We start from the raw sequence: 13,386 nt of genomic DNA on the forward strand, positions 1-13,386 counted from the left end.
GCCCCTCCATGAGCATAGCGGAAAAGAGCCTTGGCCGCTTCGCCCCTGCAAAGGTGAACCTGTATCTGCATGTCGGCCCGCCAAAGGAAAATGGCCGGCACGATCTGGACTCGCTCGTCGTGTTCGGCGGCATCGGCGCCACCGATCATTTGCGGGCTGAACCTGCCGATGAGCTTTGCCTGCAGGTGACCGGCCCGCAGGCGGCCCAAGCCGGGGCGGGAGAAGACAATCTCGTCCTCAAGGCCGCCCGCGCGCTGCAGGCCGCTTCGGGCACGCGCAAGGGCGCCCGCCTGAGACTCGACAAGCATCTCCCTGTTGCCGCCGGTATCGGCGGCGGGTCTTCCGACGCGGCCGCAGCCCTCCGCCTGCTGACAGAACTCTGGGAGATCGATCCAGCCCATGCCGCCGCCATAGCCCCCGGTCTTGGCGGGGACGTGCCCGTTGCCCTTGCCGGTGTGCCTGCGCTGATGCGAGGGGAGGGTGAGCATGTCACGCCGCTGCCTGCCATCCCGCACCTTTCGGCCGCGCTGATCAATCCGCGTGTTCCCTGTCCCACAGGCCCTGTGTTTCGCGCCCATGATGCGGCCGGAGGCGGCGCCGGCTTCCGCGAGATCGATCCGCTGCCCGCCTTTCCCGATGCGAAGTCTCTGGCGTCCTGGCTGGCTGCCCAGCGCAATGACCTGGAGGCCCATGCCATCGCCAGGGTGCCGGAAATCGCCGATGTTCTGGAATTCCTGCGCGCCCAGCGCAGCGTCCTCTTTGCGCGGATGAGCGGATCGGGCGCCACCTGCTTTGCCCTGTTTGAAGACCTCGCCTCGGCCGAGCGCGCCACGGTCGTCCTCGGTAATGACGCAGACAGGAAGCATTGGTGGTCAGCCGCCACGCGCCTCGGTCCGGTGCTCGAATGATGCTGCTTCTTGTCTGGGTCGCCGCGCCCCTGCTTGTCAGCTTGCTCGTCTGCGCGCTGATGATCCGGCTCGGCCCGAAAGACGCGCCCGATGGCGGGCGCAAGACGCAAATCCGCCCCGTGCCCAGCGCGGGCGGCATCGGCGTGCTCGCCGGGCTCCTCGCTGCGTTCCTGCTCGCCGGGCTTATCCAGCCCGGCGGTCTTGGCAATCCGCTCGCTATGCTGGCCCAGTCCGCGCTTGCCGGGCCGATGCTCCTTGTTCTGATTGCCGGGGGGCTCGGCTTTGCCGATGACCGGCTCAACCTGCCGGCCGGCCGCAAGCTTCTCGTCCTTGCCGCCGCATCGGTGCTCGCCGCCATCTATGGCCCGCACGTCACCCATCTCTGGCTGCCCGGCGCGGCGGGGGAGGGCTTTGGGCTTCCGGTTCTCTTTGCCATCCTCTGCGCCGCCTTCTGGCTGTTCGTCATGAGCAATGCGGTCAACTTCATCGACGGCGCCAATGGCATTGCGCTCGGCAGCGCGGCCATTCTCCTGGCTGCAATGGCCTTCCTTGCCGCCCCGCCGCCGGGCGGCGCACCGGGCATTCTGTTCCTGCTGCTTCAGGCCGCCGTCGCCGCGCTCATCGGCTTCCTCGTCTGGAACCTGACCGGCCGTCTTTACGCAGGGGATACCGGCTCGCTGGCCATCGGCGCGCTGATCGGCGGGGCCGGGCTTGCCGTCGGCGCCATCTACTCAGTCTGGGTCCCGGCCATTCTGGCGCTGCCCTTCCTGATTGATGTCTTCCTCACGCTTGGCTGGCGCGCCCGCCTGCGCCGCCCGCTGATGCAGGCCCACCGCGATCATGCCTACCAGCTCTTCCTGCGGGCAGGCTGGAGCCATCTGAAAGTCGCTGCGCTCTGGTGGGTCTTTTGCCTCGTCGCCGCGCTTGCCGCCATCACCGGCGCGCGTCTGGGCGCAGGCCCGGCCTTCTGTCTCTTTGCCGTGTTGCTGGTAACCGGTTCAGCGCTCTGGATATCCCAGCGCGTCACGCTCGGCCGGCGCCTTGCCGCAGACGGCATATAGTTCAGTAAGCCCGGCTCACGCAGAAATCGGCGAGGTCTTCCAGCGCGTCGCGATAGGGCGAAGCGGGCAGGGTGCGCAGCGCGCCCTTGGCCAGCGCCGCATAGGCCTCGGCCTCCTGCACGGTCGCCTCGGCCGCGCCGGTAGCGCGGATCAGGTGCACGGCATGGGCAAGGTCTGAATCTTGCTGCGTCTGCGGGTTCAGCGCCCGGTCCCAGAACGCCCGGTCCTCGTCGGAGCCGCGCCGCCGAGCAATGATCACCGGCAGGGTGATCTTGCCTTCGCGGAAATCATCGCCGACGGATTTGCCGATGACTGATGTCGTCCCGCCATAGTCCAGCGCGTCATCGATGATCTGGAAGGCGAGGCCCAGATTCTTGCCATAGGTCGCCAGCGTCCCGGCATGTTCCAGGCTCCCGGCCGACATGGCGCCCGTTTCGGCGGCCGCTTCAAAAAGCGCCCCGGTCTTGGCTTCCACGATGGCGAGATATTCTTCGGTTGGCAGGTCACGCGCCGCCATCGCCGCCAGCTGGCGTACTTCGCCTTCGGCGATAACAGTGGAGGCCGTGGCCAGCCGGTTGAGGATTTCGAGGCTGTTGGCTTCGACCAGCAGGTTGAAGGCCCGCGCAAACAGGAAGTCGCCCACCAGGATCGAGGCCTTGTTGCCCCAGATCGCCTTGGCCGCGGGTTTGCCCCGGCGCAGGTCGCTCTCGTCCACAACATCGTCATGCAGCAGCGTGGCGGTATGGATGAACTCTACGGCAGCGGCCAGCGCATGGGTCGCTGCGTTCGCCTTGCCCACAGCATGGGCCGCGATCAGCGTGATCATGGGGCGCAGCCGCTTGCCGCCTGCAGAGACGATATAACCGGAAAGGTCGGGAATGACGGCCACCGGGCTCGCCGCGCGCTCCGCCAGCAAGCGCTCGACCGCCGCCAGATCGCCGGCCACAAGCGCCTGCATCCGCTCCGTGATCGAGGAGAGCTGCGCCTTGCTCTTCGGTTTGGGGGCGAGGGTCAAAACGGGGCACTCCGGGGGAACGGGTTAATTATACGTAAAATTACGCAATTACAGAGGAAAGCTCGACGTGGCACCGGGCCGCACGCTTTTGAGCGCATTGGCGCCGCACCGGCAATAGGATAGCGTGCAACCACCGGATTAGTATGTGCGTTTAGATCGGTATGGAAGCCATGAAACATCTCCTCATCGCCCTCGGGTCCCTGACGCTCGCTGCCTGCGCCAGCTCTCCGGCCTACGGCCCTGCCGCCAAAGAGGGCGCAATGGGCTACTCCTCCCAGCAGATCGAGGCCGGACGCCACAGGGTCGCCTTTACCGACGCGGATGCCGGCAAGGCCCGCAACATGGCCCTGCTTCGCGCCGCCGAAATCACCCTCATGGAGGGCAAAGACTGGTTCGAGGTGACCTCCGAATACGCAGACACCGAACAGGGCAGGGGTGGCGGCTCGTCCATCAGCATCGGCGGAGGCTCGGGCTCCTATGGCCGCTCCTCAAGCGTTGGCGTGGGCGTCGGCTTCGGCATCCCGCTCGGCGGAGGCGGCGCCAGCGGCAAGACAACCGCCGTTCTGGAAATCGTCACCGGCGCGGGTCCCAAGCCCGACAAGTCTGCCGTCTATGATGCCCGCTCGGTCGACATGAACCTGCGCGGCCAGATCTCGTAATGGAACTGGTCCTGCGCACCAATGACCTGGTGAAGCTCTCCTACGCCCAGCACCTCCTCTCCGAGGCGGGCATCGAGTATTTCGTCGCCGACCAGCACATCTCCGCCGTCGAAGGCAATATCGGCGCCTTTCCGCGCCGGCTTATGGTGCGCGAGGCCGACCTCGCCAATGCCCGTCTTGTCCTCTCCGGGGTCGAGCCGGGGTGACTGGGGACCTGCCGGAGACAACCGAAGACACTGTCTATCAGGGCCGCGTCCGGCTCGTTCAGCCCGCGCGCGGTTTTCGCACGGGGTTTGATTCCCTCCTGCTCGCCGCTGCCCTTCCGGTGCTCGACAAGGGCGAGGCGCTGGAGCTCGGATGCGGGTGTGGCGGGGCCCTCCTGCCGGCCGCCTTCCGGCTGCCGGGCGTGTCCTTCACAGGGCTCGAATTGGACCAAAGTGTCACCAGAATGGCCGAGACCGGCACGCAACTGAACGGCTTTGGCACGCGCGTGACCATCGAAAATACCGAAGCGTCAGAATGGGTTAAGCCCCACGAAAACCGTTTCGACCTCGTCTTCGCCAACCCACCCTACTTCGAACCCGGCAAGATCTCCGACCCAGGCGAGGGCAAGGCGTCGGCCTATATCGAGACGCTCTCTCTGGAGGGCTGGATCAAGGCCATGCTCCACGCCGCAAAGCCCCGCGCGACCGTCATCCTTGTCCACCGCGCTGCCGAGCTCGCCCGGCTGCTCGCCCAGCTCGACCGTCAGGCCGGCGAGATCACCGTGCTCCCCATCGCCTCCAAGGCCGCAGAGCCCGCCCGCCGCGTACTGGTGCGCGCCCGCAAGGGCCTCAGGCGCGGCCCGCTCACCCTCCTGCCACCCCTCATCACCCACACCGAAGATGGCAGCGCCCGCACCCCCGCCGCGCAGGCCATCGTCGAGGGTATCCCCCTCGTCTGGTAGAGCCGATTTCCCTTGAACCTTGCCGGAAAAGCCCCAAACTCAATGAAGTGCCATTCCGGCGCCGGGAGACCCTCCCATGTTCACACTGCTTTTCCTCGCCAGCCTCGCCTTTGGCCTGTTCATCGCCATCTTCGGCGCCTTCGGCACACGCGATCACAACAACCCCGGCAAGAAGAAAGGCTGGTGGTAGGCGTCCGCCCGGTTGCGAACCCGCCCGGGCAGCGCTAGGTGCGAGATCGCACCAAAGCCGGGATCATCCATGTCTGCCGCAAAAGCCCATTCAAGGCCCAAATCCTTCCAGGATCTCATCCTGACGCTCCAGGCCTATTGGGGCGCGCAAGGCTGCGCGATCCTTCAGCCCTATGACATGGAAGTCGGCGCCGGCACGCTCCACCCGGCCACCGTCCTGCGCGCCCTCGGGCCGAAGAACTGGCGCGCGGCTTATGTCCAGCCCAGCCGCCGCCCCAAGGATGGCCGCTATGGCGAAAATCCCAACCGGCTTGGCCATTACTACCAGTATCAGGTCATCCTGAAGCCAAACCCGGCCAATCTTCAGGACCTCTACCTTGAAAGCCTCTACCGCATCGGCATCGACCCCGCCGTGCATGACATCCGCTTCGTGGAAGACGACTGGGAAAACCCGACCGTCGGCGCCTGGGGCCTCGGCTGGGAAGTCTGGTGCGACGGGATGGAAGTGTCCCAATACACCTATTTCCAGCAGGTCGGCGGCCTCGACGTGTTCCCGGTCTCCGGCGAGCTGACCTACGGCCTCGAACGCCTCGCCATGTACGTCTTCGGCGTCGACAACGTCTACGATCTGCCCTTCAACGACCCGGACTCGGCCGTCCCGCTCACTTATGGCGACGTGTTCCTCGAGAACGAGCGCCAGCAGAGCGCGTTCAACTTCGAGCACTCAGATGTCGAGATGCTCAAGCGCTGGTTTGCCGATTGCGAAAGCCAGTCAGTCGCCCTGCGCGAAGCCGGCAAACCGCTGCCCGCCTATGACTACGCCCTGAAAGCCTCCCACACCTTCAACCTGATCGACGCCCGCGGCGCCATCAGCCCGACAGAGCGCCAGGCCTATATCGCCCGCGTGCGAGACCTCGCCCGCGGCGCCGCTGCTCAGTGGGCTGAGCAAGAAGAAGCGCGGAGCTGAGAGACCCCATGTCCGACCTCCTGATCGAACTCTTCTCCGAAGAAATCCCCGCGCGCATGCAGGCAAAGGCGGAGGCTGACCTTCTGGCGGCCCTTACGGGCAAGCTGAAAGAGGCGGGTCTCAGCCTGGAAGACCGCCTTTGCCGTCTCCGGCCCGCGCCGCCTCACTGCCGTGGTCGAAGGGCTCGACGCGCGCTCGGCCGATGTGCGCGAAGAGAAGAAGGGCCCCAAGGTTGGCGCGCCGGAGCAGGCCATCGCGGGCTTCCTGCGCGGGGCAGGCTTGAGCGATATCAGCGAAGCCTCCGTCGTCTCCGATCCCAAGAAGGGCGACTTCTACGTGGCCTATTCCACGGTGCCGGGCCGCGACGCGAAAGACGTGATCGCGCAGGCGGTGCCCGCGATCATCCGCGATTTCCACTGGCCCAAATCCATGCGCTGGGGCGACCGGAGAACTGCGCTGGGTGCGCCCGCTGCAGCGCATCGTCTGCGTGCTCGATGGCGCGGTTGTGCCCTTTCGAAGTGGGCGGCATCACCAGCGGCAACGAAACCGAAGGCCACCGCGTCCATGGCCGTGGTCCCTACACGGTCACTGGCTGGGCGGATTACAAATCCCAGCTCGAAGGGAAGGGGTATGTCGTCCTCTCCCGCGATGATCGCCGCGCCGCCATCCTCGAAGGCATCGAACAGGTCTGCGCGCAGCGCCGGTCTGCAATGGATCGAAGATAAGGGCCTCCTCGAAGAGGTGGTCGGCCTTGCCGAGCATCCCGTGGTCGTCCTTGGGCAGATGGACCCGGATTTCCTCGACCTGCCGCCCGAAGTCATCACGCTGTCCATGCGCACGCACCAGAAATACTTTGCGGCCAATGACGCAAAGACCGGCAAGCTCGCGCCAAACTTCATCGTCGTTGCCAACATCACCGCCAGTGATGGCGGCAAGAAGATCGCCGAAGGCAATGCCCGCGTGCTGTCGGCCCGCCTGTCAGACGCCCGCTTCTTCTGGGAGAAGGACAAGGCAACGGCGCTGGAAGTCATGGGCGGGAAACTGAAAACCATCGCCTTCAAGGAAGAACTTGGCAGCCTCGGCGACAAGGTCGAACGCGTCGCCGCGCTGGCCCGCGAACTTGCCCCGAAAGTCGGCGCAGACCCTGATCTTGCCGAACGCGCCGCGCGCCTCGCCAAGGCGGATCTTGTGTCTGAAATGGTCGGTGAGTTCCCTGAGCTTCAGGGCGTCATGGGCCGCTATTACGCGCTCGCCGCCGGCGAAGACGCAAGCGTCGCCGACGCCATCCGCGACCATTACAAACCGCAAGGCCCGAGCGACTCCGTCCCCGCCGATCCGGTCTCCATCGCGGTCGCGCTTGCCGACAAGCTCGATACGCTAACCGGTTTCTGGTCGATCAATGAAAAACCGACAGGCTCGAAAGACCCGTTTGCGCTGCGCCGCGCAGCGCTGGGTGTTGTGCGCTTAATCCTGGACCATGACCTTCGGTTCAGTCTCGACCGGTTCAACGATGCGCAGGTTCTCAAACACCAGACACGAACACTGTCCACAGACTGGACAACCCCCGACATGACCGCTCTGGCAAGCGCGATCATGCGCCATGGAGTATTCAGCCAGGAGGCCCGATCGGCTCTCGGCGCTGTGGAAGGGCGCGCTCCGGTATGGGCCGACAGCGTTACCCGGCACGATCCCTCTGTCAGCGACAGCTTGCTGGATTTCCTTCATGAGCGTCTCAAAGTCCATCTCCGGGAGGAAGGTCTGCGTCACGACCAGATTGACGCCTGTCTGGCCATGCCAGAACGGTGTGACCTCGTTCTGATCGTCAAGCGCGTCGAGGCCCTCGCTGCCTTCCTCGCCACCGAGGACGGGGCGACGCTCCTCGCCGGTTATCGCCGCGCCGCCAACATCCTGAAGGCCGAAGAGAAAAAGGGCGCGCTGCCTGAAGGGCTCAAAGTGGACCCCGTCCTGATCGGGAAGGGGCCAAGGGAAGAACAGGCGCTCTGGAACGCGCTGGAAGCGGCCGAGGCAAAGCTTGAAGCGCCGCTGGCGGCGGAAGACTTTGCCGGCGCCATGAGCGTCCTCTCCGGCCTGCGCGCGCCGGTCGATGCCTTCTTCGAGGGCGTCATGGTCAATGATTCGGACGCTAAAGTGCGCGAAAACCGGCTTGCCCTGCTGCTGGCAGTGCGCGGCGCGCTCCACAAGGTCGCCGATTTCTCGAAAATCGAGGGCTGAGCGCGCAGCGGCAACCTTGTCACCTTGCGTCAGGGCGCCCCATGACGTTTGCATGACTGGCAATTGCCTCGCGGTTGCAGCATAGGACTTGCAAGCTGGCGCCCAGGATTGGCCGCCGGAATATCAAAGTTGAACACGGGGAACGCTTCGTATGGGCAACGCCGCAGTAAAAACCGCTGACGAAACATGGGTTTACGCCTTCGGAGGCGGAACCTCGGATGGCGACGCCTCGATGCGCAACCTGCTCGGCGGCAAGGGCGCAAACCTTGCCGAAATGGCAAAGCTCGGTTTGCCTGTCCCGCCCGGCTTCACGATCTCGACCGCCGTCTGCGTCGCCTATTATGAAAATGCCCGCGCCTATCCCGCCGCGCTGGAGGCCCAGGTCGCAGCCGCGCTGGCAGACCTTGAAGCCAAGACCGGCAAGGGCTTCGGCGACCCTGCCAACCCGCTGCTCGTCTCGGTCCGCTCGGGCGCGCGCGCCTCAATGCCGGGCATGATGGATACCGTGCTCAATCTCGGCCTCAACGAAGAAGTCGCCGCTGGCCTCGCCGGCAAGGCAGGCGACCGCTTCGCCTATGACAGCTACCGCCGCTTCATCCAGATGTATTCCAACGTCGTCCTCGGCATGGGCCATGACGAGTTCGAGCACATCCTCGACGACTATAAGGAGCGCGAAGGTCTCGACCTCGACACGGACCTCTCGGCCGACAACTGGCAACAGGTCATCGTCCGCTACAAGGACGCCGTGCAGAAAGAGCTCGGCCGCCCCTTCCCGGAAGACCCGCGCGAACAGCTCTGGGGCGCCATCTCCGCGGTCTTCAATTCCTGGATGTCGGACCGCGCGATCATCTATCGCAAGCTCAACGACATTCCCGAAAGCTGGGGCACGGCCGTCAACGTCCAGTCCATGGTGTTCGGCAATCTCGGCGACACCTCCGCCACCGGCGTTGCCTTCACGCGCGACCCGTCGAACGGGTCGGCGATCTTCTATGGCGAATACCTGATCAACGCCCAGGGCGAAGACGTCGTCGCCGGCATCCGCACGCCCGCGCCGATCTCGCGTGAGCGCGCCAACACGCTCGGCTCTTCTGACGCCCCGCTCGAAGAGGCCATGCCGCCGGTTTACAAACAGCTGGTCGACGTCGCCAACACGCTGGAGCGTCACTACAAGGACATGCAGGACATCGAGTTCACCGTCGAAGACGGCACGCTCTACATGCTGCAGACCCGCAATGGCAAACGCACCGCCGCAGCCGCGGTGAAGATCGCCGTAGACATGGTGCGAGAAGGTCTGATCACGGAAGATGAAGCGCTGATGCGCATTGATCCGGCCGCGCTCGACCAGCTTCTGCATCCGCGCATCCCCAGCGATGATGAGAACAAGAAAGCCGGCAAGCCCGCCTATGACGTTGCCTTCAAGGGCTTGCCCGCCAGCCCCGGCGCCGCCGTCGGCAAGGTCGTGTTCGATTCCGAAGAAGCCTTCACTCTCTCCGCAAAAGGGGAGGACGTGATCCTCGTCCGTGTCGAGACGAGCCCGGATGACATCAAGGGCATGCACGCCGCCCGCGCCATCGTCACCGCCCGTGGCGGCATGACCAGCCACGCGGCCGTTGTTGCGCGCGGTATGGGCCGTCCCTGCGTCTGCGGCGCGTCTGACCTTCGCATCGACATTGCCAAGGGCGAATTCACCGCCCGCGGCCGCACTTTCAAGAAGGGCGAGATGATCACCGTTGACGGCGTGAACGGCCGCGTCATCGCGGGCGCCGTCGAGCTGATCAATCCTGATCTCTCCGGCGATTTCGGCGAACTGATGGGCTGGGCCGACAAGCGCCGCAAGCTCAAGGTCCGCGCAAACGCCGAAACCCCGCTGGATACACGCACCGCCGTCGAGTTCGGCGCCGAAGGGGTCGGCCTCTGCCGCACCGAGCACATGTTCTTCGACGAAGAGCGTATCCCGGCTGTGCGCACGATGATCCTCTCCAATGACGAAGCCGGCCGCCGTGAGTCCCTCGCCAAGCTGCTGCCGATGCAGCGCTCGGATTTTGAAGAGATCTTCCGCATCCTGGGCGAGCGCCCGGCCACCATCCGCCTCCTCGATCCGCCGCTGCACGAGTTCCTGCCACATACGGATGAAGATATCGCCGGCGTTGCCAAGGCCTCCGGCCTCAGCGCCGAGGAACTTCGCCGCCGCGCGGCTGATCTGCACGAGTCCAACCCGATGCTCGGCCATCGCGGCTGCCGCCTCGGCATCACCTATCCTGAAATCTACGAGATGCAGGCCCGCGCCATCTTCGAGGCCGCCGTGAACGTCTCGAAAGAGGGCACGTTCCGACCCGTCCCCGAAGTGATGATCCCGCTGGTCGCCACCCATCGCGAGCTGGAAATCCTCAAGAAGCTCGTCGACGAGACCGCCAAGAAGGTCTTCGCCGAAACCGGCATCACCATCGACTATATGGTCGGCACGATGATCGAGCTGCCGCGTGCGGCCCTCGCGGCCGGGGCGATCGCGGAAGCGGCTGAATTCTTCTCCTTCGGCACCAACGACCTCACCCAGACAACGCTGGGTATCTCCCGCGATGACGCCGGCAAATTCCTGCCCGCCTATTCGGAAAAGGGCATCTACGAAAAGGACCCGTTCGTAACCCTTGACCAGGAAGGCGTGGGCGAACTTGTTAAGATTGCGGCCGAGCGCGGACGCAAAACCCGGCCCGGGATCAAACTCGGCATCTGCGGCGAGCATGGCGGCGACCCCGCGTCTGTGGAATTCTGCCACCGCGCCGGTCTCGATTATGTTTCCTGCTCGCCTTACCGGGTGCCGATTGCCCGTCTCGCAGCGGCACAGGCCGCCATCCGAAGGGCCGGAAAGTAGGGGTTTCAGGGGTTTTCCCTGCCAAATCTCGAGGCGCTTGAACGTTGCATTTGTGCAACAACTTGACATTTAAAATCTCTGGAGCGGGGCCGTAACGGGCCCCGTTTTTCTTATATTTTTCAGAGAATTGAACCGGACTGCTCGCGTGTTGCGAGAACCTGCCGATTCGGGCGGGTTGCGAGCCTTGCTGAATTGTCACTCAGGAATCTGGCTGAAATATTGCTAGATGGGTTCGGGTGGGCCAAGTCCTTCCGGTCCCTGCGGGGTCTGGCCGGACACTTTCGGCCGTCAGAAACTTATAAATCTCGGACACTCCGGGGCATCAGGCAGAGCAATAACTGCCGGCCGGAGATAATGAGGAGCGGTGATGTTAAGCTTTCTTAAACCAGGCCGGGCGACAGTCTTCCGGGTTAATGGGCTACGTGAAAAGCTCACACGGTGGTGGCTTGGAATGACCGACCAGGAACAGCGCGATGTCTTCATTCGCGGCGGCATGGTTGCCGTTGTGGCGGTTACGGCGTCTGTCTCTTTTCCCGCAATCTCCCAGCAGCAGGCGGGCCTGCGCGCTGATGCTGAATTCCGCGCCGAAGCCGAGCGTCTTGCCCTCTATGAAGATGGCGGCCTCGCTGTGCGCACCGCCAGCCACACGCCGTCCCTGATGGACTCGCCCTGGCTGCGCACTGTCGAATACACCCTCAAGCGCGACATCGACTCCTCGATGAGCCGCTATGCCATGCGCGACCGTGATGGCGCCGCGCTTGCCTCCCTTGCTTCTTTCCGCCCCGAGCAGATCCAGCGCGCCGAGACCATCGATGCCGAGCTGATGTGCATGGCGCAGGCGGTCTATTACGAATCTGCCTGGGAGCCCCTCAACGGCCAGCTCGCCGTGGCCGAAGTCATCGCCAACCGCGTCCGCGACCATCGCTATCCTGACAGTGTCTGCGACGTCGTCTTCCAGGGCGCAACCCGCACCACCGGCTGCCAGTTTACCTTCACCTGCGACGGGTCGATGGACCGCAACAAGCCGGCGGGTGAAGCCTGGGCTCGTGCCCAGCGTATCGCCGCGCATGTGTTGATGGACCTCAATGAGGACCGCACCGGCGGGGCCACCCATTATCACGCCACCTATGTCGATCCGGTCTGGAATTCGGGCCTGATCAAGACAAGCCAGGTCGGCCTGCACATCTTCTATCGCTTCCCGCGCGGCGCCGAATGGGCGAGCGTGGAACGCAATTTCGAGGCCCGCAAGCGCCAGACCGAGCTGCGCCTCGCTGAGCTCGACGCCACCAAGGAAGCCGACATGGCCGCCCTGGACGAAGGCCTGCTGTTCGCTGACGCCTCTACCGCCGCCGATGACGGCTATTACACCATTACGCCGGCTGTTGCCCCGGCCGGCGTCACCACCTCCACACGCACGGTTTCGGCCCCTGCGCCGCGCCTGATGTCGGTCCAGACGGTGAAGAAGGCCGGCCCCGAGGCCGCTCCCGTCCTGGAAATTGCGCCGCAAGTGGAGCCCGCCGAAGCTGTCCCGGCACCGGTCGTCCTGGACGACTACCTCGCCCGCCAGCTCGAAGCCGCACGCGCCGCTGCCAACTGAAGACTGCCGGAGCGATACAAGATCAAAGGCCGCTGATGAAACCCATCAGCGGCCTTTTCGTTTCAGAAAGATCGGAAAGGGGCGCCTCTAGTCCCGCGCCGGCACGTTCTTGCGGATGGCCTTGCGCACCACGCCCGGCAGCCAGCGCGTCATGAAGCGCGCCCGGTCGGCCTCAGCGCCCACCATGTAATAGATGTCCTCGCCATGTACGGCGTCCCAGACCTTCTCCGCCGCCATCGACACGGGATAAACTTTCGCGCCGTTGGCCTTCATCTGGTCAGACATCTTCTCGTTCGCCCCGGCGGTCTTGCCCATCTCCAGGATCGGCGTGTCTACAAACCAGGGCATCAGCGTGGTCACCCGAATGCCCAGGTCCCGGAACTCCGCGTCGAGGGCCTCGGTCAGCCCCCGCACGGCCCATTTCGACGCCGAATAGACCGAGAGCTGCGGGGCCCCGACTATTCCGGCGGACGAGGCCGTATTCACGATCCGTGCGCCGGGCGTCTGCTTCAGCAGGGGCAGGGCGGCATAGACCCCGTTCACGACACCCTTCACATTGATGTCGATGATGAGATCGGCTTCTTCGGCCGGGATCTCTTCAAACCAGCCATGGCGCCCGATGCCGGCATTGTTGAAGAGGACGTGCATCTTGCCGCCTGTCCCGGCGCTGAAGCCGTCCATCGCGGCGGCCCAGTCGGCCCGCTTGGTCACGTCCAGTTTTGCCAGATGGCAATTCTCCGCGCCGATCTCGGCCGCCACGGATCTGAGGCCCATCTCGTTGACGTCGTAAAGCCCGCAGAACCAGCCCTTGCGTGCAAAATGCCGCGCCGTTTCTGCGCCGATGCCTGAGGCTGCGCCCGTGATGAAAATCGCCTTGCGGCCGTTTGCGCCTGCCATGTTGTTCTCCGCCAGTATCTGTCACTGATCCCGTGTCAGCGTGTCT

The 13,386-nt window shown here is 64.7% G+C and carries 10 protein-coding genes and 1 pseudogene; 9 read left to right on the plus strand and 2 right to left on the minus strand.

Annotation, left to right across the window (positions count from 1 at the left end):
* The first annotated feature begins 8 nt into the window (after window positions 1-8).
* Window positions 9-908: a 4-(cytidine 5'-diphospho)-2-C-methyl-D-erythritol kinase gene (locus KG722_RS14095; RefSeq protein ID WP_213272605.1), complete on the plus strand. Its 900-nt coding sequence runs from the start codon at window positions 9-11 to the stop codon at window positions 906-908.
* A complete protein-coding gene (locus KG722_RS14100) occupies window positions 905-1,969 on the plus strand; it encodes a hypothetical protein (protein WP_213272607.1) in 1,065 nt (354 codons plus the stop codon). The genes KG722_RS14095 and KG722_RS14100 overlap by 4 nt, the downstream gene beginning before the upstream one ends.
* A gap of 1 nt (window position 1,970) precedes the next feature.
* Here the strand turns inward: KG722_RS14100 and KG722_RS14105 are convergent, their stop codons facing one another.
* Window positions 1,971-2,984 (minus strand): polyprenyl synthetase family protein, encoded by a 1,014-nt coding sequence (locus KG722_RS14105; RefSeq protein ID WP_213272608.1) that lies wholly within the window; start codon window positions 2,982-2,984, stop codon window positions 1,971-1,973.
* Between the two features lie 170 nt (window positions 2,985-3,154).
* Between KG722_RS14105 and KG722_RS14110 the strand changes: the two genes are divergently transcribed.
* The 7 genes and pseudogenes from KG722_RS14110 to KG722_RS14140 all read left to right on the plus strand — a co-directional run bounded on the left by KG722_RS14110 (window position 3,155) and on the right by KG722_RS14140 (window position 12,443).
* Entirely contained in the window at window positions 3,155-3,643 is a 489-nt protein-coding gene (locus tag KG722_RS14110; protein ID WP_213272610.1) for a hypothetical protein, read from the plus strand.
* Window positions 3,643-3,849, plus strand: coding sequence for a DUF2007 domain-containing protein (locus tag KG722_RS14115; protein ID WP_213272612.1), 207 nt, complete (start codon window positions 3,643-3,645; stop codon window positions 3,847-3,849). Before KG722_RS14110 ends, KG722_RS14115 begins: the two co-directional genes overlap by 1 nt.
* On the plus strand, window positions 3,846-4,589 hold the full coding sequence (locus tag KG722_RS14120) for a methyltransferase (protein WP_213272614.1): 744 nt from the start codon (window positions 3,846-3,848) through the stop codon (window positions 4,587-4,589). The genes KG722_RS14115 and KG722_RS14120 overlap by 4 nt, the downstream gene beginning before the upstream one ends.
* 259 nt (window positions 4,590-4,848) lie before the next feature.
* Window positions 4,849-5,745 (plus strand): glycine--tRNA ligase subunit alpha, encoded by an 897-nt coding sequence (locus KG722_RS14125; RefSeq protein ID WP_213272616.1) that lies wholly within the window; start codon window positions 4,849-4,851, stop codon window positions 5,743-5,745.
* 8 nt (window positions 5,746-5,753) lie between these two features.
* Window positions 5,754-7,977: pseudogene (glyS, locus tag KG722_RS14130) on the plus strand (glycine--tRNA ligase subunit beta).
* A 151-nt stretch (window positions 7,978-8,128) separates the two neighbouring features.
* On the plus strand, window positions 8,129-10,846 hold the full coding sequence (gene ppdK, locus KG722_RS14135) for a pyruvate, phosphate dikinase (RefSeq protein WP_213272618.1): 2,718 nt from the start codon (window positions 8,129-8,131) through the stop codon (window positions 10,844-10,846).
* A gap of 451 nt (window positions 10,847-11,297) precedes the next feature.
* Window positions 11,298-12,443, plus strand: a complete 1,146-nt coding sequence (locus KG722_RS14140) for a cell wall hydrolase (RefSeq protein ID WP_300998527.1) — start codon at window positions 11,298-11,300, stop codon at window positions 12,441-12,443.
* A gap of 87 nt (window positions 12,444-12,530) precedes the next feature.
* On the opposite strand, the gene KG722_RS14145 is transcribed toward KG722_RS14140, so the two are convergent.
* The gene (locus tag KG722_RS14145) at window positions 12,531-13,340 is read right to left on the minus strand and encodes an SDR family oxidoreductase (RefSeq protein WP_213272622.1); all 810 of its coding nucleotides are present in this window, start codon (window positions 13,338-13,340) and stop codon (window positions 12,531-12,533) included.
* Between the last annotated feature and the right edge of the window lie 46 nt (window positions 13,341-13,386).

The sequence above is a fragment of the Hyphomonas sp. genome (assembly GCF_018402285.1).
In the GTDB taxonomy this organism is placed as follows: Bacteria; Pseudomonadota; Alphaproteobacteria; order Caulobacterales; family Hyphomonadaceae; genus Hyphomonas.